This window comes from Guptibacillus hwajinpoensis (assembly GCF_001039475.1).
GTDB lineage: Bacteria > Bacillota > Bacilli > Bacillales > Guptibacillaceae > Guptibacillus > Guptibacillus hwajinpoensis.
On record NZ_LELK01000001.1, the window covers coordinates 1,008,076 to 1,034,942 of the forward strand.

Genomic DNA, 26,867 nt, shown 5'->3' on the forward strand with positions numbered 1-26,867 from the left:
TAAATCCATCACAACAGAAGGAGAAACCGAGGTTTCTCCTCCTACTTAGTGATTTTATTCTCTATTTTATCATAAACCTATTCTAAAGAAAGAAAAATCAATTGGCTAATCTAAATACCTTTCGACTAATACGGGTTGAATTTGTTTTCCTTGAATTGCCATATCAATTGTTTCTTTCAATGATGGCATTCGAGCGACAAGGGAGTTCGGCTTTTTAACAGGATCATCCTGCCCAAATGGAATAAAATAAATATTTTTAGTTGACATCAATCTTAAAATATTTGTGCCATTTAAACCCAGGCCATCATTCGTCGATATACCAAGAACGACTGGTTTCTCATTTCTTAACGTTGCTTTTGCTCCCATTAAAACAGGAGAATCAGTCATTGCATTCGCAAACTTACTTATCGAATTACCTGTTATTGGCGCAATCACCATACAATCAAGAGGAGTTTTCGGACCAAATGGTTCTGCCTTCACAATTGAATTCACGCAAGGATTGCCTGTAATTTCTTCAATTCGAGCAATCCAATCTTCGCCTACACCAAACCTAGTAGTCGTATTCATAACAGTATGTGACACAAACGGAGTGACTTTAGCTCCAGATTGAACGAGTTCTTCAATTTGAGGGACAACGGCGTCATACGTACAATGAGAACCTGTTAAACCAAAACCAATATGCTTCCCTTTCAAACTCATGGATTGTTCTCCTTTCCCTTGTGAGACTGCTCAATTAACAGCTGAGTTAAGACATTCGCAATAATTTTCCCTGCTGTTTTAGGAGCAACGATCCCAGGAAGACCCGGTGCGAGAAGAGCCTTAATTCCTCGTTTTTCTGCATATCGAAAATCCGTTCCTCCAGGCTTCGAAGCAAGGTCGATCACAAGCGTATGAGAAGGCATTTTCGCAATCACTTGTGATGTTACAATTTGAGCGGGTATTGTATTAATACAAACATCCAGATCTGATACGTTATCTACGAGATCTGATAAATAAAACGGCTTTAATCCCATTTCTGTAATTCTAGCAATATGTTCGGGCTTTCTTACTCCTACGCTGACGTTCGCACCAAGGGCTGCAAATGTCCTTGCTACTGACATTCCAACTCTCCCTAGACCAAGTACTGCAATGTTTGATTGATGAATTGTAATATCGGTATGCTGAATAACCATCATGACAGTTCCTTCTACCGTCGGGATGGAATTATAAATTGCAACATCATCTCGTTCAAATAGGCAAACTAACGTCCTCGACGCTTCCTTAACCATCTGATTCAAACAACTGTTACTAATTCCACTATAAATTGTACAGTGGGAAGGAGTTTGTTTAAGTTGATCTGCCGTAAGCATAACTTTTTCATTAGAAAATATCGTATCTACTTCCCCTTCAATCGTCGTTCCACCCACTGGAAGGATAATCGCATTGAGTGTTGAAAGCTTTACTTCATCCATTGTACATTTCGTTGCTCCAGTGAATCCGTGATCAAGCTGATCAAACCCTATTAGGTATAAGTCCGCATTCAGTTCGGTCAACTTTCGAATAATTTCAAGCTGGCGGGCATCACCGCCAATGATGGCGATGTGTTGATTCGTTAGCATCGTTCCTCCCCTTTCCTTTTCCACGTCTTACTACGGGGATTAATGTAATTTCTCAACATTCTATGTGGTGAATACCCGCTTGGTGAATTTAGAATGAACTCCAATTTAATCCTTTTTATTATTCTGAACGATAATCATATCTCTTCCAATTGTTTCGATGTGATGCCATGGTATTGAAATATCTTGTTCTCTACGTTTTAAACCCATCCAGGAGGACTTTGGAATTATTAGAGCTTTTAACAAACCTGTTTTTTCATCAAATAATAGATCTGTTTGACCTAGGACACCTAGCTTCTGCCCTCTCTCAATATCAATTAATTCTTTCCCACTTAGTTGACTTAATCTCATCAAACTCCTCCTTACAATCACGTTTATATAGTTTAGTCTATGAATCACGATTGGAAGGAAGACATGAATTATCGAGACACAAAAAACCCGCCTCTACAAAAGAGACGGGTTTTCGCTTTTATTTCATACCAGTAGGTAGTTCACCGTTCGGACTAATCAACGAACAAGAGAAGTCGTCTGTAAACATAGACTGAATCATGTTGTTAACATTCTCATGATTCACACTTTCGATATTCGTAATAATATCGTCAAGCGTACGATGTTGATTTAGCAATAATTCATTTTTACCGTTACGGCTCATCCGGCTGTTTGTACTCTCAAGGCTTAGCATCAAGTTCCCTTTCAGCTGCTCCTTGCAATTGTTGAGCTCTTTAGACGTTATGCCGTCTTTCTTAAAATCTCTCAATGTCTTCTGAATCGTTTCATATAGACGGTCAAGCTGGTTCTGTGCTGTTCCTGCATATATCGTAAGCAATCCGCTATCTTGATAAGCAGAATGATACGAGAACACGGAATAAGCAAGTCCCTGATCCTCTCTTACGTCCTGAAAGAGGCGGCTACTCATACTTCCACCAAGAACGTTATTCATAACAATTAAGCTGTAAATATCGTCTGTACCAAATGGAAGTCCTTCGTATCCGAGACAAAGATGAGCTTGCTCTGTTTCTTTTTTACGAGCAAGGTGTCTTGAATGGAAAAGTGGCGAAGTACCATTAGGCTTTCCTGCAGGTGTTTCCCAATGTTCAAAAGCAGCTTCTACTTTTTTCAAGAAAGATTCATCGATGTTTCCTGCAATCGATACGACAATATTGTCAGGTGTATAGTGACTTTGCATATAGTCTCGAAGCGTATCTCCAGAAAATCCTTTTAACGTGTCTTCTGTACCGAGAATTGGCATTGCTAATTCGTGATCACCATAACTTGCCTGACTTAACATATCGTGAACGATGTCATCTGGCGTATCTTCATACATTTTGATTTCCTCATGAACAACGTTCTTCTCTTTCGCAAGCTCTCCAGCTTCAAACGTTGATTGGAAAAACATGTCTGTCAAAACATCAAGCGCATAATCTGCGTGCTCATCAAGAACTTTCGCATAGTAACATGTATATTCTTTTGATGTAAACGCATTAACTTGACCACCAATACTATCGAATGATTCAGCTATTTCTTTTGCACTCCGCTTTTCAGTTCCTTTGAAAAACATATGCTCAAGGAAATGTGAAACACCATTTAATTCTTTTGGTTCAAAACGTGAACCAGTTCCAATCCAGATTCCGATCGCGACCGATCGAACTGTTGGTATATTTTCTAACACTACCCTAACACCATTTTTGCAAGTAACTTTATTTATCAAGCCTTTTCCTCCTGTATCGTTACCATTTCTATCTTAATCTTCCAAAATCACTATATCATTAATAAAGATAGGAAACAATTCTATGGTCTTTTCTCAATTCGTTTAGAATCTAACACCTGTGAGACAGTACCGAGCTGAAATCCACGCTTTTTAACACCACGAATGATCGCGTCTAAACTTTTTTCAGTTGGGTCTGTCGGATGCATCAAAATTAATGCCCCAGCGTGTACCTTTTGCAATACGCGATCCGTTAGAACGTGTGGAGAGGGCTTCTTCCAATCAACGGTATCAACCGACCAGAGAACTGTTTGCATGCCAAGACTGTCAGCAATCTGAACTGCATTGTTCGCATAGCTACCGCTTGGTGGCGCAAAAACAACTGGCTTTTTATCAATTGTCGCTTCAATAACTTTGTTTGTATCTTCTAACTCTTTTCGAATCGATGCATCGCTTAATTGCTTTAAATCAGGATGAGAATAGGCGTGGTTTCCTATTTCGTGTCCCTCTTCATCAAGCATACGTACCATATCTGAATTTTTCTTAGACCATGATCCATCTAAGAAAAACGTTGCGTGAACATTGTTTTTCTTTAACACCTGTAGCATATCTGGTAAATACTCTTCTCCCCACGCAACATTTATCATTAAAGCGACCATCGCTTTATTTGGATTGCCTTTATACACTGCTGTAGGTTCTAGTTCATCTAACTGGATATCTGGCTCAACTTCTTTTCTTACAAGCATCTCTTCGTTAAACGACTTTCCTTTCATTTTCTCATAGGAAGCTTTTGCATCAATCACGATACCATTATAACCAGGTATCCCTTTCCATACACGATCAATCGTGGCATTAACAGGAAGTATATCAAGTTTCGATTTTGCTTCGTTTATTTCACTATATAACGGACTTCCATTTACCGTTATAGCAGCCTCTTCTTTTAAATTTCCTAAGTACATTGATGTATAGGGGTTCTGAAGTGAACCTGCTGCAACCGCTAAAATCATGACAAAAACAATTAAATGGATCCAGGATTTCTTCATTGAATTGCCCCCTTTTGTACAAAGGGTATGTGCTTAAGTCAAGCTATAGAACGAACGCGAGTGAATAATCTTTCATTATAAGCTACTCTTTCGTCCTACACTATTTTATAGTCTCTTTTCTTTTTTAATGGCTCTTTTCTAAAAAATTATTGCTTTTAAAACAATTATTGAATATAAACCACACTTCGCTAATTGGAGCGGAAGGATGCTCGACTCCTGCGGGACTAGCGGGACAGGTGAGACCCCGCAGGAGCGTTAGCGACGAGGAGGCTCACCGCCCGCCCCGCGGAAAGCGAGCATCCTGGAGCGGAAATTTACAGCCTCCTTTTTATATTAGACGAAAAAAAGAACCCGGCTCAGCCGGATTCTTTAGTTATTTTGACTTTGTTCTTCACGCTCACGCTGCTCTTTCAATAGCTCTTTACGAGAAAGGTTAACGCGTCCTTGCCTATCAATTTCTTTAACTTTAACCATGATCTCATCACCGATCGAAACCACATCTTCAACTTTGTTAGTTCGTTCTTCTGCAAGTTCAGAAATGTGAACAAGACCTTCCTTGCCAGCGAATAGTTCAACAAATGCACCGAACTTTTCAACTCGCTTAACTTTACCAAGGTATGTTGTCCCAACTTCAACTTCACGCACAAGATCTTCGATGATTTTCTTAGCTTTTGCGTTCATCTCTTGTTCAGTAGAAGAGATGAAGACTGATCCATCTTGTTCGATATCAATTTTAACGCCAGTCTCTTCAATAATTTTATTGATCATTTTTCCGCTTGGTCCGATAACATCGCGAATTTTGTCTGGTTTAATTGACATTGTAAGGATCTTAGGAGCATAAGCAGAAAGCTCAGTACGAGGCTCATTAATAGCGCTCATCATGTTTTCAAGAATTGCGAGACGTCCATTTTTCGCCTGTTCAAGAGCCTGGCGAAGGATATCTTCGTTAATTCCAGATATTTTAATATCCATTTGAAGAGCTGTTATACCTTGCTTCGTTCCAGCTACTTTAAAGTCCATATCACCAAGAGCATCTTCCATGCCTTGAATGTCAGTAAGAACTGTAACATCTTCTCCATCGCTTACAAGTCCCATAGCAATACCTGCAACCGGTGCTGTAATCGGCACACCCGCATCCATCATCGCAAGCGTACTTGCACAGATGCTTGCCTGTGAAGTCGAACCATTCGATTCAAGCACTTCAGATACAAGACGAATTGTATAAGGGAAATCTTTCTCAGTTGGGATAACTTGCTCAAGAGCACGTTCACCAAGAGCACCGTGACCAATCTCACGACGACCAGGTCCACGCATAGGGCCAGTTTCACCTACACTGAATTTAGGGAAGTTATAGTGATGCATAAAACGCTTTGATTCCTCTGTACCTAGACCATCAAGGATTTGAACATCCCCAAGTGCTCCTAGCGTACAAATGCTTAGCGCCTGAGTTTGTCCACGAGTGAACAGACCCGAACCATGTGTTCTTGATAAAATACCGACTTCAGAATCAAGCGGGCGAATTTCATCAACGCCACGTCCATCAGGTCGTACTTTATCTTTCAGAATTAAACGACGAACTTCCTGCTTCACGAAGCTATTCAGAATTGATTTCACTTCATCAGCACTATATTCTTCGCTTTCTTCATATGCTTCTGTTGCACGCGTCATTACAGCATCAATAGCTTCCTGTCTTGCATGCTTCTCAATCACCTTTACAGCTTCTTTAACGTCAGATAAGTACTGCTCGCTAAGTTCTGCTTCAAGCGTTTCGTTGGCTTTCTTAAGCGATACTTCGCGCTTTTCTTTACCAGTTGCTTCAATAATTTGCTCTTGGAATGCAATTAGACGCTTAATTTCCTGATGTCCATAAAGAATACCTTCAAGCATTGCTTCTTCAGGAACTTCTTCAGCACCTGCTTCAACCATGTTAATGGCTTCTTTCGTTCCAGCTACCGTCAAGTGAATATCACTTTGTTCAAGCTGATCAACGTTTGGATTCACAACAAATTCACCGTCGATACGTCCTACAATAACACCAGCAATCGGTCCATCAAATGGAAGATCACTAATACCTAGTGCTAGAGATGAACCGAACATAGCTGCCATCTCTGAGGAACAGTTTTGATCAACGCTCATGACTGTACTTACTACCTGTACTTCGTTGCGGAAGCCGTCAGGGAATAAAGGACGAATCGGGCGATCAATAAGACGGCTCGCTAGGATTGCCTTTTCACTTGGACGTCCTTCACGCTTGATGAAGCCTCCAGGAATTTTACCTACTGCATATAATCGTTCTTCATAGTTAACCGTTAGTGGGAAAAACGGAAGGTCTTTAGGCTCTTTTGAACCTGTAACCGTTGCTAATACGGCTGTATCGCCGTAGCGAATCAAAGCCGCACCGCTCGCCTGCTTTGCCAGTTGACCAATTTCAACTGACAATTCACGACCAGCCCAATCAATTGAAAACACTTGCTTGTCCTGTGCCATTAATGTGAGAACTCCTCTCATCCAATAAAATCATTTCTTTTATTATACCCTAACCTTTTTATATCTAAAAAGAAAGGAAGAAATCTATGTATTTTAACCTAATAAAAAAGCGGGAATTATCCCGCTTTTCTGAATCATTATCGACGTAGACCAAGTTCTTTGATTAGTTCGCGGTAACGAGTAACGTCTTTGTTACGAAGATACGTTAAAAGATTACGGCGTTTACCAACCATCTTAAGAAGACCGCGACGAGAGTGGTGGTCTTTCTTGTGGAAACGTAGATGATCGTTCAAATTGTTGATTTCCTCAGTAAGGACAGCGATTTGAACCTCTGGAGAACCAGTATCATTCTCGTGAGTTTTGAACTTAGTGATAAGTTCTTGCTTACGCTCTTGTGTGATTGCCATCCGTTTCACCTCCTTAATTTCTAATCCCCTGGTACCGCGCAAACGTCGGTGACTCGATTGCCCAGTATAGGTTGTGTACTTTCCGTACGAATATTAGATTACAGGTTTTCTTACCAAAATGCAAGAGGAAACTAAGTAAGTATTCTTCTTGCCTCTTCTGAGTCTTGATTAATTTGTTGAATTAAGGCATCAACAGAAGGAAATTTAACTTCCCCACGAATTTTTTTGTGGAATTCTACCATTACTTCTTGCCCATACAAATTTCCTTCATAGTCAAAAACATGGACCTCTAGAGATGGATGCTCAGGTTTATCATCATAAAATGTAGGTTTATACCCTATATTACAAACACCATTCATCCAAGAATCCTCCGCTTTCATCCGAACAGCGTATACACCTGTTAATGGAACAATGTAATCCCCTTTTAGATCAACATTCGCTGTTGGGAAGCCGATCGTACGCCCTCGCTGATCGCCTTGTACAACCGTTCCCTTCACAGTGTAGTGCCGTCCAAGAACACCTTTAATGTTCTCGACAGCTCCTTCACGAATATAAGAACGAATTAATGTAGAACTAACTTTCTCATCATGTTTTGAAACTTTATCAACGATCGTTTGATTAAACTTGTTTCGAGCATGAAATGGCAATGAATCCATCGTCCCTCTTCCTTTACTACCGTATGTAAAGTCAAAACCAGCTACAACATGTACAACTGATAGGGCAATAATGTAGTCATCTACGAACTGCTGTGGTGTTAACCCTGCTATCGTTGGGTCAAACTTTACAATGTAAAGCACATCAATGCCAAGCTGTTCAATTAGATCTATTTTATCATCCAAAGGTGTAATCGCTTCTGTTTGTGGCGTTGATCGCCCTAATACAACGGATGGGTGTGGGTAGAACGTCATCACAGAGGCGTCTACTCCCTTTTCTACTGCAATTTCCTTTGCAGTAGAAATGACTTTCTGATGGCCACGATGAATGCCATCGAAATAACCGAGTGCCATGACAGACGGGTTGTCTGCTTCCATCTTATGAGGATGAGATAAATAAATTGTCTTCAACGGTTTCACCTTCTAACTTCATCTCGAAAACACTTTCTCAGGCTTCATTAAGCCAGGTTTCTCAGGATGTTTTTGATAGATTGCAATTGCTTCTCCGTCCTTATTGTACATAACAAGTCGATCCTCTGTCATCTCATCCACTTGAGGAAGTACAGCTCCATTTTGAAGCTTTTCTTCAAGTTCACGTTCTACGGTTAAAGACGGCATTGCGGAAAGAGCGTATTCCATTGGGAACAGAGATAGCGTTTCATCTTCTATCATCTGTTTAATCTCATCAAATGTCAAACATTCTTCTAGTTTAAAGGGGCCGGAAGCGGTACGAATTAAGTAAGACATATGAGCTGGAAAACCAAGCTTTTCGCCGATATCAACCGCTAGTGTTCGGATATATGTCCCTTTACTACACGTTACACGAACAGGAATTGAAACTGTCCCTTCTTCGTGAGTAACCTCACCAATCAACTCAAGCTCATGAATTGTCGCTTTTCTAGAAGGACGCTCAACAACTTCTCCCTTAAAGGCATACTCGTATAGTTTCTTACCGTTAATTTTCACAGCGGAATACATAGGGGGAACTTGTTCAATATCCCCTCTAAACGCCCTAAGTGCTTGCTCTATTTCGTTAGCAGTTGGCAATTTGTCTACATATTTCTCCTCGACCTTTTCTCCAGAAGCATCTTCTGTAGTGGTTGAAAACCCTAGTGTTATTACTGCTTCATACGTTTTTGAGAAATCGGTCATGTACTGCGCCACTTTTGTTGCTCTTCCAATACATAATGGAAGAACACCTGTAACGTCAGGATCTAACGTTCCGGTGTGACCAACTTTCTTCGTCCGCAAAAGTTTTCTTGTAATAGCGACACAATCATGAGACGTCATGCCAGCCGGTTTTTTTAATGGTAATATGCCGTTCATTCTTTTCCTCCTTTCGCTCTGATGACATAGAGAAGGGATAGACATTCCTGTCTATCCCTTCATCATTACTCATCCGATTGATTTAAATCTGCAAGAAGTCGCTCGATTTTGTTACCATAATCAATCGATTCATCGAATTCAAAGTAAATTTCCGGTGTTTTACGAAGACGAATTCGTTTCCCAATTTCTGAACGGATAAATCCAGTCGCTTTCGCAAGACCGTTTAGGGTAGCTTCTTTCTTCTCTTCATCACCGAGTACAGTAATAAATACTGTTGCTTGCTGTAGATCATTCGTAACTTCAACAGCTGTTACCGTAACGAAACCTACGCGCGGATCTTTGATTTTCCTGCTGATTATATCACCAAGTTCTTTCTTCATCTGTTCACCAACACGATTTGCGCGAACATTACTCATCGTTACACCTCGTTTCTTTCCTAAAGCCATTCATAAGTTGCTCGAGTGAGCTCGATATCAGGACGTGAATCAATCAATGAGACGGCACGCTGAAGCTCACGCTCGCAGGCCGTCTTACTTGAAGCGGTTGTGACGATACCTATTACCGTATGCTGCCACAGATCCTGACTATCAAGCTCAGAAACGGCCAGATTATAATGCTTCAGCCGGCTAATAACCGACTGAAGCACTGACCTTTTTTCTTTCAGAGATTGCGCATCATAAATGATGCATTCACATTCTACATATCCAATCACTTAGGCTTAACTTCCTCCATGATGTAAGCTTCAATAATGTCTCCTTCTTTCACATCATTGAACTTAGCAAGTGTGATTCCGCACTCGTACCCTTTCGCAACTTCCTTCGCATCATCTTTAAAGCGTTTCAGGGTATCTACATCGCCTTCAAAGACTACAATGCCGTCACGAATAACACGAACTCCAGAATTTCTTGTGATCTTACCTTCTGTTACGTAAGAACCTGCAATTGTACCCACTTTGGATACTTTAAATGTTTCACGAACTTCAGCTTGACCAATAACTTTCTCTTCATAGACAGGGTCAAGCATCCCTTTCATTGCAGATTCAATTTCATCAATTGCAGTGTAGATTACGCGGTGTAAACGAATCTCCACTTGTTCTGATTCAGCTACTTTCTTCGCATTCGTATCTGGACGTACGTTAAATCCAATGATGATTGCGTTAGATGCTGAAGCAAGAATAATATCTGATTCTGTAATTGCACCAACGGCTGTGTGAATAATATTAATCTTCACACCTTCTACTTCAATCTTACTAAGTGAGCCAGCAAGTGCTTCAACTGAACCTTGTACATCAGCTTTAACGATAACGTTAATATCCTTCACATCGCCCTGTTGAATTTTTTCAAATAGATCGTCTAGATTCATTTTTGAAGACTCTTTACGCTGTGCTTCAATTTTTTGTTGGTTACGTGCTTCCCCAACTTGACGAGCTGTTTTCTCGTCTTCAAATGCTACGAAACGATCTCCAGCGTGTGGAACATCACTTAGTCCTGTTACTTCAACAGGGGTTGAAGGCGCTGCTGTTTCTACACGGTTACCAAGGTCGTTAACCATGGCACGAACACGGCCAAATGTATTTCCTACTACTACCGGGTCACCTACTTTAAGTGTACCTTCTTGAACTAGAAGCGTCGCTACCGGGCCACGGCCTTTATCAAGCTGAGCTTCAATAACTGTACCTGTTGCAAGCTTATCCGGATTTGCTTTAAATTCTTCTACTTCAGAAATAAGAAGAATTGTTTCAAGAAGTTCGTCGATTCCTTCGCGCTTGATCGCAGAAAGGTTCACGAAAATTGTATCTCCGCCCCATGCTTCAGAAACGAGTTCGTACTCAGTTAGTTCCTGCATAACACGGTCAGGATTTGCACCTTCTTTATCCATCTTATTAACGGCAACGATAATTGGCACCTCAGCCGCTTTCGCATGGTTAATTGCTTCAACTGTTTGAGGCATAACACCATCATCAGCTGCAACAACAAGAATAGTAATATCCGTTACTTTCGCACCACGTGCACGCATCGTTGTAAAGGCAGCGTGTCCAGGTGTATCAAGGAACGTAATCTTCTTATTCTTCTCTTCGATTTGATAAGCACCGATGTGCTGAGTAATACCGCCAGCTTCACCTTGAGTTACTTTCGTATCACGGATACCATCAAGTAGAGTTGTTTTACCATGGTCAACGTGACCCATAATTGTAACAACTGCAGGGCGCTCAACAAGCTTCTCTTCCTTGTCTTCGCTTGTGTAGTTATCAAGGTCTGTTACTTCGAATGGTTCTTCTTCTTCGACCTTCACGCCGTAGTCATCACAGATGAGTTCCATTGTGTCTTTATCAAGTTCTTGGTTAATAGTAGCCATTACGCCAAGACCCATTAATTTCTTGATTAGTTCTGAAGCATCTTTACCAAGCTTCTCAGCAAGCTGCCCTACAGTTAATGAGCCCATAAATGTTACTTTTGAAGGCAGTCTTCTTGGAGCAGCCGTGTTTTTAGGAGGCTGTCCTTTACCACGACGGTTAGGACGTCGGCCGCCACGGCGGTTATTTGGTGCACTTTTACTTTTTGGATTTGCATTTGCTTTTGGGTTGTTTCGGTTATTTTTATTTTCCATACTGTTTTTGTCGCTTCCCTTTTTGGATTGTTTCGAATTGTTTTTAAGCTTATCAACTGTCTGATCGTCAATCACAGACATATGGTTATTCACCGTAATATTCATGCTTTTTAACTTTTCGATAACATCCTTACTAGTTGTATTATGTTCTTTTGCATATTCATGAATTCGCATCTTACTCAAACGATCACCCCCGAGTTATTGATCGAGAATCGCAAAGAGTTTCTTCGCAAAACCTGCGTCAGTAACGGCTATCGTGACTCGCTGAACTTTCCCTATCGCATGGCCAAGTTCATATCGTCCTGTAACGGTACATACAGGGACTTTATAAGTAGTTGCTTTATCAGTAATTTTCTTTCTTGTGTTGTCAGATGCATCATTCGCTATTAAAACCAATCTGGCACTCTTGCGTTGAATTTCTTTTACGACAAGTTCTTCTCCAGATACGACTTTACCAGCGCGTTGAGCAAGTCCTAGAAGTGACTCCCAATTCTTACTCTTCATTTAAGTTGACCGCGATTCTTGTAGGTCAGCATAGATATCTTCTGTCACTTCTGTTTTAAGATGAGCCGCTAATGAATTTCTCTTCTTGGCAAGCGCGAAGCACTCTTCACTATTGCAAAGGTAAGCTCCTCTTCCATTCTTTTTACCCGTTTCGTCGATCGATATAACACCTTCAGGTGATCGAACGATACGAACGAGCTCCTTCTTTGGCTTCATTTCCTGACAGGCGACACATTTCCTCATCGGAATTTTACGTTTTTGCACGATGGACACCTCTCTTGATCTTTCCGTTGCTTAATCTAGCTCAGAGTCTTCTGATTCGTTCTCTTCAAAAAGCGGTGCTTCGTCAGGACTGTAGATTCCTTGCTCTTCCGCTTCTGATTGACTCTTAATATCGATCTTCCAGCCTGTCAGCTTTGCTGCAAGACGTGCATTTTGGCCACGCTTCCCAATGGCAAGTGAAAGCTGATAATCAGGTACGATAACCTGAGTCATTTTATTTTCTTCATCAACATTTACCTTAAGTACTTTTGAAGGACTAAGCGCATTAGCCACATATTCGACGATGTCTTCAGACCAGCTTACAATATCGATCTTCTCGCCTTTTAGCTCATTCACAATGGCTTGTACACGCTGTCCGCGCTGTCCAACACATGATCCAACTGGATCTACTTCAGGATCTTCTGCATGAACGGCAATCTTTGAACGATCACCAGCTTCACGAGATATGGATTTCACTTCTACTGTACCGTCAAAAATTTCAGGCACTTCAAGTTCAAATAAACGCTTAAGAAGACCAGGATGAGTACGTGAAACCATCACCTGTGGTCCTTTAGTTGTTTTCTCAACCTTTGTAACATAAACCTTGATGCGGTCATGTGAGTGATACGTTTCATTCGGCATTTGTTCGCCTGCTGGGAGGAGAGCTTCAATACGACCAAGGTCAACGTAAATAAAACGATGATCTTGACGCTGCACAATTCCAGTCATGATATCGTCTTCACGATCAATAAATTCACTAAAAATAATGCCTCTTTCAGCTTCTCGTACGCGCTGGGTAACAACTTGTTTAGCTGTTTGAGCTGCAATTCGACCAAAATTACGAGGTGTAACTTCAATCTCGACGATATCCTCTAATTCATATTGTGGATCGATGTCCTTTGCGTCATCAAGAGAGATCTCAAGACGAACATCTTCAACTTCTTCCACAACGTCTTTACGAGCAAATACGCGAATTGAGCCTGTATCTTGATTGAAGTCAACTCTAACATTTTGAGCCTGATGAAAATTTCGCTTATATGCAGAGATAAGCGCAGCTTCGATCGCCTCAACAATAATATCCTTGCTAATGCCCTTTTCCTTTTCAAGAACGGTCAGCGCATCTAATAAATCACTACTCTTCATTTTCATTCTCCCCTTTAACTAAAAAACAACAGCAAGCCTTGCGCTTGCAACTTTTTCAAAAGGTAATTCAACCTTCTTAATTCTCGTTTTCACTTTCTGTTCAATGACAACCGTTTCACCATTGAAGTCGGAAAGCTTACCTTCAAAGCTTTTTTCCCCATTAATGGGTTCGTAGGTTGTCATATAGACATGTTTACCTACTGCTTTTTCAAAGTCAATCCGCTTTTTAAGCGGGCGCTCAGCACCAGGTGAGGAGACTTCAAGGAAGTAAGGTTGCGTAATTGGGTCATTTTTATCAAGCTGTTCGCTTAATTTTTCGCTTATTGTACCGCACTCCTCGATATCAACGCCCTGAGGAGAATCGATATAGACACGGAGAAACCAGTTCTTTCCTTCCTGCGTAAATTCTATATCTACGAGTTCCAGGTTCATTTCATCTACTATTGGTTTTACTAGTTCTTCAGTTACCGTAATTACATTTTCAGTCATTGGTTGTCCTCCTTTCTGATCCTGTACAGCAGGGTCCCAATCGAAAACGAAAGAGTGGGTTAGCCCCACTCTTCCGTCGCGTGTTTATTCACTAGTATTTCCACAATTACTATACCATACTCATATCACCAATTCAACAGAGAAGAGAACGTGCTCCTCTAGAACAAACTGAGCTGGTTCGCATCTGGTAAGCCTTCAAGACAGCCATGGTCATCAAGATACTCAAGAACAGTCTTCGAGATCTTACTACGTTGCTGTAGATCTTCCTTAGAAAGGAATTCACCACCGTCTTTTGCGCTAACGATATTAAGTGCAGCATTCGTTCCAACTCCAGGTAGGGAGTTAAAAGGTGGAATGAGCGTATCTCCATCAACAACGAACTCTGCCGCTTTAGATCGATACAAGTCTACCTTCTGCATACGGTAACCGCGCTCTGACATTTCTAGCGCAATCTCCATAACAGTCAGAAGGTTCTTCTCTTTCGGAGAAGCATCTAATCCTTTTTCATTGATTTCCTCGATTTTTGCTCGAATCGGATTCGACCCTTTCGACATTGTGTCGATATCAAAGTCATCAGCTCTTACCGTAAAATATGCAGCGTAGAAAAGAATCGGATGATGCACTTTGAAGTATGCAATACGAACGGCCATCAACACATATGCCGCAGCGTGAGCTTTAGGGAACATGTACTTAATTTTTAAACAAGAGTCAATATACCAATCAGGTACATCATGCTTCTTCATCTCAGCTACCCATTCTTCTTGTAGCCCTTTCCCTTTACGCACAAACTCCATGATTTTAAAAGCAAGTGATGGCTCAAGACCTTTGTAGATTAAGTAAACCATAATGTCATCACGACAACCGATTACTTCACTAAGGTTACACGTCCCTGCTTGAATTAACTCTTGTGCGTTTCCGAGCCATACATCAGTTCCGTGTGAAAGACCTGAGATCTGAACAAGTTCTGAGAATGTGCTTGGCTTTGTGTCTTCAAGCATTTGACGAACGAAACGGGTACCAAATTCCGGGATGCCGTAAGTTCCTGTCTTACACATGATTTGATCCTGTGAAACACCAAGAGAATCTGTTCCACTAAAGAGCTTCATTACACCCTCATCATCGGTTGGAATCGTTTTTGGATCAATTCCACTTAAATCTTGCAGCATACGAATGACTGTTGGATCATCGTGTCCAAGAATATCTAGTTTAAGTAGATTATCATGGATTGAATGGAAATCGAAGTGCGTTGTTTTCCATGCTGATGTTTTGTCATCTGCCGGGAACTGTATTGGTGAAAAGTCGTATATGTCCATATAGTCAGGTACAACGATAATACCACCAGGATGCTGTCCTGACGTTCGTTTAACACCAGTACATCCTGATACAAGACGATCAATTTCCGCCCCGCGATAATGAAGGTCATGATCTCCCATATAACCTTTCACATATCCATAAGCTGTTTTTTCAGCTACAGTTCCGATCGTACCTGCACGAAATACGTTATCTTCACCAAAAAGCTCTTTTGTATAGTTATGAGCACGAGGTTGATATTCTCCTGAGAAGTTCAAATCGATATCTGGAACTTTGTCCCCTTTAAAGCCAAGGAACGTCTCAAATGGAATATCGTGACCATCTTTAATCAATGCAACACCACAGTCTTCGCATGATTTGTCTGGAAGATCAAATCCAGATCCCACTGATCCGTCATTAAAGAACTCTGACTTCTTACAAGATGGACAAACATAATGCGGTGGGAGAGGGTTAACTTCGGTAATCTCCGTCATTGTTGCGACGAAAGATGAACCTACTGAACCACGCGATCCTACTAGATAGCCGTCATTAAGGGATTTCTTAACAAGTTTATGGGAAATCAAATAAATAACGGCAAAGCCATGTCCAATAATACTTTTAAGCTCTTTTTCAAGTCGTTCTTCAACGATAGTCGGCAATTCATCTCCATAAATACTCCGAGCCATGTTGTAGCTCATTTCTCTCATTTCCTCATCTGCGCCTTCAATTCTAGGCGTAAATAAATCATCTTTAATCGGTTTAATGTCATCGATTAAGTCTGTTACTTTCTGAGGATGATGCACGACAATTTCTTTGGCCTTATCTGAACCTAAGAAATGGAAGCAATCCAGCATTTCATTTGTTGTACGGAAATGAACTTGTGGGAGCGTTTGGCGATTCAAAGGATTACCTGCCTGAGCCTTAATCAGTATTTTACGGTAAATGTGATCTTCAGGTTCAAGGTAATGAACGTTACCTGTCGCAACAATCGGTTTATCGAGTTTCTCACCAAGCTTCACGATCTTTCCGATGATTTCTCTTAGAGCCATTTCATCTTGCACTAACTCCCTTTCAATTAGATGCATGTAGTTCTGTGGCGGCTGCACTTCCAAGTAATCATAGAATTTCGCAATTTCTTCTACTTCTTCTGGCGACTTTTGCATCATGCCTTCGAATACTTCACCTTTATCGCAGCCTGAACCGATGAGTAATCCTTCCCGGTATTTCTCGAGCTTTGACCTTGGTATACGAGCCGTACGATAGAAATAATCTATATGTGAAAGAGAAACAAGTTTGAATAGGTTTTTTAAACCAACATCATTTTTCGCAAGAATAATAGCATGCGATGGTCGAGTACGTTGGAAACCAGTCTGACCCATATTATCATTTAACATGTTGTGATTTGTAATTTCACGTTCAAGCGCATCTTTCACAAGCTTCCATAAAAGATAGCCAGTTGCTTCAGCATCGTAAATGGCTCTATGGTGCTGAGTTAAATTAATATCAAACTTTTTACATAACGTATTTAATCGATGGTTTCGCATTTCTGGATAAAGAAAACGCGCGAGTTCCAACGTATCAATAACAGGGTTGGTTGCCTCACCTACACCAATTTTACGTAATCCAACATTTAGAAAGCCCATATCAAAGCTGGCGTTATGAGCAACAAGAATATCATCACCGATAAATTCGTAGAAATCTTTAATAACATCATCGATTTCTGGCGCATTCATTACCATATCATCTGTAATACCCGTAAGCTCAATGGTAGTCGATGATAGAGCATGGTGAGGATTCGCAAACCGTTCGAATTTATCAACGATTTCGCCATCCTTCATTTTTACAGCAGCAAGCTCAATGATTTTATTATAAACAGCTGATAGTCCTGTCGTCTCAACGTCAAATACGATGTAGGTTCCTGTTTCAAGATCTCGATCTGCTTCGTTATACGCCATAGGTACACCATCATCGACGAGATCCGCTTCAAGTCCGTAGATCACTTTAATACCGTTTTTCTGGCCTGCAGCGTACGCATCAGGGAACGATTGAACAACGTTATGATCTGTGATTGCAATGGCAGGATGCCCCCACTTAGCAGCTTGAGCAATTAAACTTCCAGCGGTGCTAACTGAATCCATTTGACTCATCTGCGTATGAGCATGCAGTTCAATCCTTTTCTCATCTTCAGGAGCTTCATCAATTCTAAGGTCTGGTTTAATCTCTGTTAAATCATTTCCTATCATAACGAGATCTCGAACAAACGTATCGTTCTGAATGCCGCCCCTCACTTTAACCCAGATACCTTTACGAACGGCTTCAAGAATCGGCACATCTTCTTTATCACGAGAGAACATTTTCACAAGAATGGAATCTGTATAATCCGTAATTTTGAAAGTGAGTAGCGTACGACCACTTCGTAACTCTTTTGTTTCCGCGTGGAAAACATATCCTTGAACAGCAATGCGGCGCTCTTCATCTTGAATCGTTTCAATTGGAACAGGATCTTCTTTAATTTTATAACCAATAACAAGTGAGTCAGGGATTTGACCTTTACTTGAAGCATTATCCGCTTTTTGTTTCTCAATCAACGCTTCCATCATCTTAGACTGATCTTCTTGTTGCTTCTGCTCCACAAACTTTTGATAATCCTGCTTAGATTCTTTTACTTCAACCTCAAGCATATATTTCGGAAACCCAGCTGCGACGTAACAGTCTGTAAGCGGTCCAGAAAGCTTCCGTTTCGCAATAGCAGCTTCCGTTTCATTACGCACGGTAACAATCAGTTTATTTCCGCTGATTTTAGGTGCTTGATTTTTCAAAAGTGCCGTAAGCGATGCGGAATGATCCTGCATGAGTTCAACAACATTTTCCCAATAAGCAGCTGCAAGCTCCTCTGTTCCTCCACCATCAGTTGAAATCGTGTAAGAAACGGAAGCAATGTGACGTAATCCGTCAACTATTCGGCTTTGAAAAAGCTCATACACATGAAACGGAAGAACATCAGGAAGGTGAAAATCAAAATGCCATTTTCTCGTCTCTTTATAAACAGTTAGCTTTGAAATATAGCCCTCTTTAAAATATTCCTCAAACTTATCTGGAAATGATATTTGCTGAAGGAGCAGCTGAAGACGTTCTTTTCTTATCGTTAAATCCTGGTCCATGCAATTCTACCTCCTTCTTAACCAATACATGAACGAAAAAAAAAGGTGGAAGGTACCACTGGCACCTATCCACAATTTTAGTTCATTTGTTCTAAAAGTTGCTGAAGTGTCGAGTTCAAGTTATCTACAGGCACTTCAATTGATTCCCCTGTATCTCTGCGCTTTACTTCTACAATACCTTCATTTGCTTTCTTACCAACAACAACGCGTAATGGTAATCCAATCAAATCAGCATCTTTAAACTTCACACCAGCGCGTTCTTTGCGATCATCGTAGAGCACGTCATGTTCATCTTTAAGTGAGTCATAAAGACGATCAGATAAGTCACTTTGATCGGCATCCTTCACATTAATCGTAATAAGATGAACGTGATACGGCGTGACAGCAAGTGGCCAACGTAAACCGTTGTCATCGGCATTTTGCTCCGCAATAGCAGCTAGCGTTCTTGATACACCGATACCATAACAACCCATGATTAGTGGCTGAGCTTTACCACCTTCGTCTAGGAACTTGGCTCCCATCGTTTCACTATACGTTTGACCGAGCTTGAACACTTGTCCAATCTCAATACCTTCAGCGAATACGATTGTACCGTTTCCATCTGGTGAAGGATCTCCTTCTTGAATAAAGCGAAGATCTTCGTAACGTTCAATAGAAAGGTCACGGTCAGGATTTACATTGTGATAGGCATATGCACCAATGATTGATCCATTCGCTATAGCCTTAACTGCAGTATCTGCAATAACCGTACCCTTGAACTCTTTTAAATCTACTTCTTCGTTCTGAACCTCAACCATATTCGTACCGTAAAGGTTTTTCACCTTAATCTCGTTTAGCTCATGATCCCCTCTTACAAGGACAGCAATCATTTCATCTTCAACTTTCATAACAGTTGTATGAATTTGATGATCTAAACTCGTTTCAACCTCACCTTTTGCAAATGGTAACTCTTCTTCATCCGACTTCTCGTATTGAACGTGAACTTCTGCCATTTCAATATTAGCAGCGTAGTCAGAAGAGTCGCTATACGCAATTGTATCTTCACCTACACTGGAAAGAGCCATAAACTCTTCTGTATCTTTCCCACCTATTGCACCTGAATCCGCAACGACTGGCCTAAAGTCCAGTCCAAGTGAAGTGAAAATTTTGCTATAAGTCTTGTGCATAAGTTTGTATGCATCATCGAGCTGCTCTTCTGAAGAATGAAAAGAGTAAGCATCCTTCATAATAAACTCTCTTCCGCGTAACAACCCAAAACGAGGACGTCGTTCATCACGATACTTCGTCTGGATTTGATACAGCGTCACAGGTAATTGTTTATAAGAACTTAGTTCATCTCGCACAAGGCTTGTTATAAGCTCCTCATGAGTAGCACCAAGGGCAAATGGACGCCCGTGACGATCTTTTAGCCTCATTAATTCTGGACCATACACGTCCCAACGACCTGTTTCTTGCCAAAGCTCAGCTGGCTGAATGGCAGGCATTAACAACTCTTGAGCCCCTGCTTCATCTAACTCTTTTCTAATGACTTGTTCAATTTTTGATAATACTTTTTTACCAAGCGGTAAATATGAATAAATGCCTGACGCATTTTGACGGATAAAACCCGCTCGGACAAGGAGCTGATGACTTTTAATTTCTGCATCAGCTGGATTGTCTCGAAGGGTTGGATTAAAGTATTTAGATTGTTTCATAATCTGCACCTCATTTCATTCTTCAAAACGGGTTTTGCTCCTTATAGAAAGAAGCGTTGGATATCATTCCATGTTACGACAAGCATGAGTAACATGAGGAACGAAAACCCTATAAAGTGAACAAGACTTTCTTTTTGTGGATCAATTGGCTTACCTCTTAATGCTTCAACACCTATAAACAGAAGTCTTCCTCCGTCGAGTGCAGGTAGCGGGAGCAAGTTAAAGATACCAAGGTTAATACTTAAGAAGGCTGCCCATCTCATTAGAACATAAAATCCACCAGATGCAGCTTCTTCTGTATAACTGTAGATCCCAACAGGCCCACTGAACGCATCAATCGAAAGCTGACCTGTAACCAATTGCCCTAAACCAACAAAAATCGCTTTTGAGAATTCTATAGTGGATGTAAATCCAAATGCGATTGAATCTAAGAAATTCACTTCATATGAAGGAGCAACACCAATTCTACCAACAGATTGATTTTCTGTAAGCTCCTGTTTCTCAGGTGTTATCGATAGCGTAACGGCTTCTCCTTCTCGATCCACTTTAAATCCAAGCTGGTTGTTCGCATTATCTTGGATAATTGACGTCATTTTGTCCCAGCTCGTTATTTCAGTGCCATTAATTTCAGTAATGACATCACCATTCATCATTCCAGCTTGTTCAGCCGGGCTGCCCTCAACAACCTCACTAACCTGGTTTGTTGGCGTTCCTTGTAAAAGGCCTAGAGCAATGAAAATAACGATTGCCAATAAGAAGTTCATGACTGGTCCAGCAAAAATAGCTAAGAAGCGATCCCAGAGTGACTTCGAACCAAACTGACGATCAATTGGTGCGATTTGAAATTCAGATCCATCCATCACATAGTGAGAAATTTCATCGATCTCATACGTCACTGCTGGCTCATCTTCACCTTCATAGCCTTTAATATAAAGTCCGCGCTCTAAATCTGCTTCTTCTACTGTTACTTCTTTTAAATTTGTGTAAGCTGATTTTTGATTGATAACAATCTTCTCAACTTTATTAGCGTTATTGAACAAAAGCCCGACACGCTGTCCGGGTTTCAGTTCGATCATTTCCGGATCTTCTCCAGCCATGCGAACAAAGCCACCGAGAGGCAATAATCGAATTGTATAAACCGTTTCGCCTTTCTTGATTGTAAATAACTTTGGTCCGAAGCCTATTGCGAATTCTCGGCACAGGATTCCTGCGCGCTTTGCTAGGAGCAAATGACCCAATTCATGGAAAAAGACAAGCGCTCCGAATATGATAATGATCGAAATCACAGTATTCATACCCACGTACCACCTTTATTTAATTAATGACTGAACTCGCAATCTTGTTTCTGAATCAATTTCAAGAATATCGTCAAGCGAAGCATGTTGAATGCTAGTATGGTTCTCCATCGCTTGTTCTACGAGTTCTTCGATCGTTAAGAAATCAATTTTACCCTCGAGAAATGCTGCAACAGCAGTCTCATTCGCTGCATTAAGGACAGCAGGTAATGAACCACCAATTCGGCCGGCTTCGTAGGCAAGTTTTAACGCACGAAATCGGTTGAAATCCACTTTCTCAAAGTGGAGCTTGCCAACTTCCCATAAGTTTAACCGTTTTGCATTTCTGATTTCAAGTCGATCAGGATAGCTTAGTGCATATTGAATCGGAATTCGCATATCCGGAGTACCTAGATGGGCCATAACACTACCGTCTATGTACTCTACCATTGAGTGGATAATACTTTCTTTGTGAAGAAGAACATCAATCTGATCATATGGGGTTCCAAATAACCAATGTGCTTCAATCACTTCAAGGCCTTTATTCATCATCGTTGCTGAATCAATTGTAATTTTTGCTCCCATTGACCAGTTAGGATGATTTAGCGCATCATGAACGCTTACGCCTACCAACTCATCACGTTTTTTATCGCGAAAACTACCACCAGAAGCTGTTAAAATCAACCGCTCCATTTGATCTTGCTTTTCTCCATTCAAGCATTGAAAAAGAGCTGAATGTTCACTGTCTACAGGAATTAATGCTGATCCATGTCGCTTTGCAGCATCAGTTACTAAGTGGCCTGCTGTAACGAGTGTTTCTTTGTTAGCAATTGCGATGGTTTTGCCTTGTTCTATAGCAGAAAGTGTTGGCGAAAGACCAATGCTACCTAAAATGGCGTTAACAAGGACTGTTGTATCAGGATGACAGGCTACTTCTAACAAACCTTCTTCGCCATAAACAATCTTTGTTTTTCTTGAAATAATTCTTCTTAGTGATTCCGCATCTTCCCTATGCTGAACCGATAGTAACTTTGGGTGAAATTCTTCTACAATTTCAACGGCTTTTTCAACGTTTTTTCCTACCGAAACGGCAACTAGGGAAAACAAGTCAGGGTGCATTCTCACAATATCAAGAGTCTGGATTCCTATGGAACCAGATGCTCCTAGTAAGCTGATTTTCTTCAATCGACCTGTTCCTCCAATCCACTTAGTTTTAAACTAAGTTAAGTAAATGAAGAAGGGGGAGAACGAAAATAAGACTATCAAATCGATCAAGGATCCCTCCGTGTCCAGGTAAAATGCTGCCAGAATCTTTCACACCATAGTGGCGTTTAAAAGCAGATTCAACGAGGTCACCAATCTGACCAAAAACAGACGTTAGAACAGATACGACAATGACAATAATCATTGATTCATAAACAGGGTAGATTAGTTGAAAAACAACACCTACCACTAAAGCCATCACAACTCCGCCGATTGCACCTTCTACCGTCTTATTAGGAGATATATGGGGCCAAAGTTTCTTCTTTCCTAAAGAGCGTCCCACAAAGTACGCACCTGAATCAGATGCCCAAATTAGAAAAATGATAAAAAACAGGTGCACCATACCACTCAAATCGGTATCTCCTAAATAACGGGTGGCGGTAAAATAATAGAAACCTAGACCAACATAAAGGGATGCCATCATGATAAATGAACTTTCATCAAAGCTATATTTGTTCTTAGTAAGAACAGTCATAGCTAGCAAAATGAGCAAACCAAAGAATAACAAATCAATTTTAGTAAAGACAGATGATGTAAGAGAAGCAATCCAAGCATCAGGCATTACTAGAACCCAGGTTCCTGTAATGGCAAGTAATCCTGGAAGTGAAACTAAAGTAATTTTCTTCATTAACAGCAGTTCTATCATGCCAATTGTAGCTACAAGTGCCATGAGAATAATGAACGGCCAGTCTCCTAAAATGATCATACCTAACAATAGGGCGCCAAAAATCACACCCGTAATAACACGTTGTTTCATTACGTCAATGTCCTCCTACACTTACACCCCACCGTAACGTCTTCCTCGTCGCTGATACTCCTGTACGGCCTCAAGAAAATGATGTTCTGTAAAATCTGGCCACAGCACTTCAGTAAACCACAGTTCAGTATAAGCTAGTTGCCAGAGCATAAAGTTACTTAAGCGAATTTCGCCGCTTGTCCGTATTAATAGGTCAGGATCAGGGTATTGACTACTGAGTAAATACGAAGAAATCCTCTCTTCAGTAATATCTTCCTCAGTCAGTATCCCCTTTCTAACGTCACTTAATAACCTTTGCATCGCCATTTTCATTTCGTGTCGACTTCCATAGTTCAGCGCAAAATTAAGAATGAGTCCGGTATTGTCTTTCGTGTCTTTAACTGCCTTGCTAATGGCTTTGAACGTGTGGGGGGGTAGCTGCTCTCGTTCTCCCATTATTCTAACTTGTACATTCTGCTCGATTAACTCTGGCAGATGACTAAGCAGAAACTGTTCAGGGAGTTTCATTAAAAAGTCTACTTCCTCTTTCGGCCGCTTCCAATTTTCTGTTGAAAAGGCATAAAGCGTTAGGTAATTTACCCCAAGATCGTTAGCTTTTCTTACAATCTTCTTAACGACTTTCACACCTTCACGATGGCCAGCCACACGCGGGAGACCTCGCTTCTTCGCCCAGCGTCCATTGCCATCCATAATGATCGCAATATGTCCTGGGATATTAGCAGATGTGTTTATTTCAAAATGTTCCTCATCTTCATTCTTTCTCATCCAGTTCGAGAACTTCCCAAGCATTGCAAATCCTCCATTGTGTCGCTTACTTAACAAAAAAACCCCCTGTGGGAAAAGAGGGTCCTTTTATTATCTTATTTTACATGTTATTGAATTAGACTGCCATGATTTCTTTTTCTTTATCTGCTGCAATGGCATCCGCTTCAGCTACAAATTTATCCGTTAGCTTCTGTACATCATCATTGCCACGACGAAGTTCGTCCTCTGTAATATCGCCATCTTTTTCTTTCTTCTTAAGATCATCATTAGCATCGCGACGGATGTTACGGATAACAACCTTGCTTTCCTCAGCGTACTTCTTAACGAGCTTCACTAGATCTTTACGACGCTCTTCCGTAAGAGCTGGAATTGTAAGACGAATCACGTTACCATCGTTTGAAGGTGTTAGGCCAAGATCTGATTTAAGGATTGCTTTCTCGATATCGCCTACAGATGACTTATCGTATGGTTGAATTAAAAGCATACGAGCTTCCGGCACTGTAATACCAGCAAGCTGGTTAACAGGAGTTGGTGCGCCGTAGTAGTCTACTTGAATTTTATCTAGAAGAGAAGCGTTTGCTCTTCCAGCTCTTAATGTAGCTAACTCTTTCTTAAAGCTTGTTATTCCGTTCTGCATACGTTCTTCAGCATTTTTCAAAATTTCTTTTGGCATTCTTAATCTCTCCCTTTTACAACTGTTCCGATTTCTTCGCCTTGAACGGCACGTTTAATGTTACCTTCTTCCATAATTGAGAAGACAACGAGCGGGATATCATTATCCATACAAAGTGAAGAAGCAGTGGAATCCATAACTGCTAGACCTTCCTTAAGTACATCAAGGTATGAAAGCGTATCATACTTCTTCGCTGTTGCATCGATTGATGGATCTGCTGTGTATACTCCGTCTACGTTATTCTTCGCCATCAAAATAACGTCAGCTTCAATTTCAGCCGCACGAAGTGCTGCCGTCGTATCTGTTGAGAAGTAAGGGTTACCCGTTCCTGCAGCAAAAATAACAACGCGTTTTTTCTCCAGGTGTCGAATTGCTTTACGGCGGATGTAAGGTTCTGCTACCTGCCTCATTTCAATTGAAGTTTGAACACGCGTTTCAACCCCAATGCTTTCAAGGCTATCCTGCATTGCAAGTGAGTTCATAACTGTTGCAAGCATGCCCATATAATCAGCTGTAGCTCGGTCCATTCCCATCTCACTGCCTACTTTACCACGCCAGATGTTTCCACCACCAACAACAACGGCTACTTCAACACCCATTTCATGAATTTCTTTCACTTGTGATGCAATAGACTGAACAATTGTTGGTGAAATACCTTGACCTTCTCCACCAGACAATGCTTCTCCGCTTAATTTTAACACAACGCGTTCATACTTGGCTCCGCTCATTTTAACCCTCCAGCATGTAATCATTATTTGTTCTTGAAAAATAGGGAACACAACGTGTTCCCTATCATTGTTTTACTTCTTCACTTGAGACATAACTTCATCGGCGAAGTTGTCTTCACGCTTTTCCATGCCTTCTCCAACTTCATAACGGATAAAGCCTTTAACAGTAGCGCCTTTAGATTCAACATACTTTCCAACTTTTTGATCAGTGTCTTTAACAAACGGCTGATCGACAAGAGAGATTTCTTCGAAGAACTTGTTGATGCGACCTTCTACCATCTTCTCAACAATTTTCTCAGGCTTTCCTTCATTAAGAGCTTGTTGCTTAAGTACTTCGCGCTCGCGCTCAACTTCTTCAGCTGGAACAGCGTCACGAGATACGAAACGAGGGTTAACTGCAGCTGTGTGCATTGCTACGTCTTTTGCTACTTCTTCGTCTGTTGTTCCTTCAAGAAGTGTTAGAACACCAATACGTCCACCCATGTGAAGGTAAGCACCGAATGCGTCTGCATCAGTTTTCTCAACGATTTGGAAGCGACGAAGAGAGATTTTCTCACCGATTTTAGCAATCTTTTCGTTTAGGAATTCAGTAACTGTTTGTCCGTTTTCCATTTTGCTTTCAAGAGCTGCGTCAACAGACTCAGGAGTAGCTTTAAGAAGGTGTTGAGAAATATCATTGATTAGTGAAGTGAAGCTCTCGTTTTTTGCAACGAAGTCAGTTTCAGAGTTGATTTCAGCGATTACTGCTTTGTTTCCTTCAACTGCGATTGTTGCAAGACCTTCTGCTGCTACGCGGTCAGCTTTTTTAGCTGCTTTAGAAATACCTTTCTCACGAAGCCAATCGATCGCTTTGTCCATATCACCGTCGTTTTCTGTTAGAGCTTTTTTACAATCCATCATACCCGCACCAGTTTGTGCGCGCAATTCTTTTACCATTTGAGCTGTTACTGCCATTAGTAATTCCTCCTTGAATTATGATATGTAATCATACCCTTTTGGGTTAAAAAAAGGTGATAAAGGGGTTTGAGTTCCCCTTTATCAC

General features: G+C 40.9%; 25 protein-coding genes. All 25 read right to left on the reverse strand.

Features of this window, described 5'->3' with window-relative positions; translation table 11 throughout:
- Positions 1–105 precede the first annotated feature (105 nt).
- The 25 genes from AB986_RS05130 to tsf all read right to left on the reverse strand — a co-directional run bounded on the left by AB986_RS05130 (position 106) and on the right by tsf (position 26,779).
- Positions 106–699: a dipicolinate synthase subunit B gene (locus AB986_RS05130; protein ID WP_048309776.1), complete on the reverse strand. Its 594-nt coding sequence runs from the start codon at positions 697–699 to the stop codon at positions 106–108.
- A complete protein-coding gene (dpaA, locus tag AB986_RS05135) occupies positions 696–1,598 on the reverse strand; it encodes a dipicolinic acid synthetase subunit A (protein WP_048309777.1) in 903 nt (300 codons plus the stop codon). The genes AB986_RS05130 and dpaA overlap by 4 nt, the downstream gene beginning before the upstream one ends.
- Positions 1,599–1,703: 105 nt before the next feature.
- The gene (locus AB986_RS05140) at positions 1,704–1,946 is read right to left on the reverse strand and encodes a YlmC/YmxH family sporulation protein (protein WP_048309778.1); all 243 of its coding nucleotides are present in this window, start codon (positions 1,944–1,946) and stop codon (positions 1,704–1,706) included.
- Positions 1,947–2,064: 118 nt separating this feature from the next.
- Positions 2,065–3,303, reverse strand: a complete 1,239-nt coding sequence (locus AB986_RS05145) for a M16 family metallopeptidase (protein ID WP_048309779.1) — start codon at positions 3,301–3,303, stop codon at positions 2,065–2,067.
- 80 nt (positions 3,304–3,383) lie between these two features.
- The gene (locus AB986_RS05150; RefSeq protein ID WP_048309780.1) at positions 3,384–4,343 is read right to left on the reverse strand and encodes a polysaccharide deacetylase family protein; all 960 of its coding nucleotides are present in this window, start codon (positions 4,341–4,343) and stop codon (positions 3,384–3,386) included.
- Between the two features lie 369 nt (positions 4,344–4,712).
- Positions 4,713–6,830, reverse strand: a complete 2,118-nt coding sequence (locus tag AB986_RS05155; RefSeq protein ID WP_048309781.1) for a polyribonucleotide nucleotidyltransferase — start codon at positions 6,828–6,830, stop codon at positions 4,713–4,715.
- 137 nt (positions 6,831–6,967) lie between these two features.
- On the reverse strand, positions 6,968–7,237 hold the full coding sequence (gene rpsO / locus AB986_RS05160) for a 30S ribosomal protein S15 (protein ID WP_048309782.1): 270 nt from the start codon (positions 7,235–7,237) through the stop codon (positions 6,968–6,970).
- A 131-nt stretch (positions 7,238–7,368) separates the two neighbouring features.
- A complete protein-coding gene (gene ribF, locus AB986_RS22000) occupies positions 7,369–8,301 on the reverse strand; it encodes a bifunctional riboflavin kinase/FAD synthetase (RefSeq protein WP_048309783.1) in 933 nt (310 codons plus the stop codon).
- An 18-nt stretch (positions 8,302–8,319) separates the two neighbouring features.
- Positions 8,320–9,216 (reverse strand): tRNA pseudouridine(55) synthase TruB, encoded by an 897-nt coding sequence (gene truB / locus AB986_RS22005; RefSeq protein ID WP_048309784.1) that lies wholly within the window; start codon positions 9,214–9,216, stop codon positions 8,320–8,322.
- A gap of 65 nt (positions 9,217–9,281) precedes the next feature.
- Positions 9,282–9,632 (reverse strand): 30S ribosome-binding factor RbfA, encoded by a 351-nt coding sequence (gene rbfA, locus AB986_RS05175; protein WP_048309785.1) that lies wholly within the window; start codon positions 9,630–9,632, stop codon positions 9,282–9,284.
- 20 nt (positions 9,633–9,652) lie between these two features.
- On the reverse strand, positions 9,653–9,928 hold the full coding sequence (locus tag AB986_RS05180; RefSeq protein WP_048309786.1) for a DUF503 domain-containing protein: 276 nt from the start codon (positions 9,926–9,928) through the stop codon (positions 9,653–9,655).
- The gene (gene infB / locus AB986_RS05185) at positions 9,925–12,006 is read right to left on the reverse strand and encodes a translation initiation factor IF-2 (RefSeq protein WP_048309787.1); all 2,082 of its coding nucleotides are present in this window, start codon (positions 12,004–12,006) and stop codon (positions 9,925–9,927) included. The genes AB986_RS05180 and infB overlap by 4 nt, the downstream gene beginning before the upstream one ends.
- A 15-nt stretch (positions 12,007–12,021) precedes the next feature.
- A complete protein-coding gene (locus tag AB986_RS05190) occupies positions 12,022–12,327 on the reverse strand; it encodes a YlxQ family RNA-binding protein (RefSeq protein ID WP_048309788.1) in 306 nt (101 codons plus the stop codon).
- Positions 12,328–12,591, reverse strand: coding sequence for an RNase P modulator RnpM (gene rnpM / locus AB986_RS05195; protein WP_301551169.1), 264 nt, complete (start codon positions 12,589–12,591; stop codon positions 12,328–12,330).
- Positions 12,592–12,621: 30 nt separating this feature from the next.
- Positions 12,622–13,731: a transcription termination factor NusA gene (gene nusA / locus AB986_RS05200; protein ID WP_048309789.1), complete on the reverse strand. Its 1,110-nt coding sequence runs from the start codon at positions 13,729–13,731 to the stop codon at positions 12,622–12,624.
- Between the two features lie 18 nt (positions 13,732–13,749).
- Positions 13,750–14,220 (reverse strand): ribosome maturation factor RimP, encoded by a 471-nt coding sequence (gene rimP, locus AB986_RS05205; RefSeq protein WP_048309790.1) that lies wholly within the window; start codon positions 14,218–14,220, stop codon positions 13,750–13,752.
- A 158-nt stretch (positions 14,221–14,378) separates the two neighbouring features.
- Positions 14,379–18,671 carry a PolC-type DNA polymerase III gene (locus tag AB986_RS05210; RefSeq protein ID WP_048309791.1) on the reverse strand — a complete coding sequence of 1,431 codons (4,293 nt, stop codon included), beginning with the start codon at positions 18,669–18,671 and terminating at the stop codon, positions 14,379–14,381.
- Between the two features lie 77 nt (positions 18,672–18,748).
- Complete coding sequence (locus AB986_RS05215) at positions 18,749–20,365, reverse strand: proline--tRNA ligase (protein ID WP_048309792.1); 1,617 nt, start codon at positions 20,363–20,365, stop codon at positions 18,749–18,751.
- 41 nt (positions 20,366–20,406) lie between these two features.
- Entirely contained in the window at positions 20,407–21,660 is a 1,254-nt protein-coding gene (gene rseP / locus AB986_RS05220; RefSeq protein WP_048309793.1) for an RIP metalloprotease RseP, read from the reverse strand.
- A 15-nt stretch (positions 21,661–21,675) separates the two neighbouring features.
- On the reverse strand, positions 21,676–22,824 hold the full coding sequence (locus AB986_RS05225; RefSeq protein WP_048309794.1) for a 1-deoxy-D-xylulose-5-phosphate reductoisomerase: 1,149 nt from the start codon (positions 22,822–22,824) through the stop codon (positions 21,676–21,678).
- Positions 22,825–22,852: 28 nt separating this feature from the next.
- A complete protein-coding gene (locus AB986_RS05230; RefSeq protein WP_048309795.1) occupies positions 22,853–23,659 on the reverse strand; it encodes a phosphatidate cytidylyltransferase in 807 nt (268 codons plus the stop codon).
- Between the two features lie 21 nt (positions 23,660–23,680).
- A complete protein-coding gene (gene uppS, locus AB986_RS05235) occupies positions 23,681–24,448 on the reverse strand; it encodes an undecaprenyl pyrophosphate synthase (RefSeq protein WP_048309796.1) in 768 nt (255 codons plus the stop codon).
- Positions 24,449–24,539: 91 nt separating this feature from the next.
- Complete coding sequence (gene frr, locus AB986_RS05240) at positions 24,540–25,097, reverse strand: ribosome recycling factor (RefSeq protein ID WP_048309797.1); 558 nt, start codon at positions 25,095–25,097, stop codon at positions 24,540–24,542.
- A 2-nt stretch (positions 25,098–25,099) separates the two neighbouring features.
- Positions 25,100–25,825, reverse strand: coding sequence for a UMP kinase (pyrH, locus tag AB986_RS05245; RefSeq protein ID WP_048309798.1), 726 nt, complete (start codon positions 25,823–25,825; stop codon positions 25,100–25,102).
- A gap of 72 nt (positions 25,826–25,897) precedes the next feature.
- Entirely contained in the window at positions 25,898–26,779 is an 882-nt protein-coding gene (gene tsf, locus AB986_RS05250; RefSeq protein WP_048309799.1) for a translation elongation factor Ts, read from the reverse strand.
- Between the last annotated feature and the right edge of the window lie 88 nt (positions 26,780–26,867).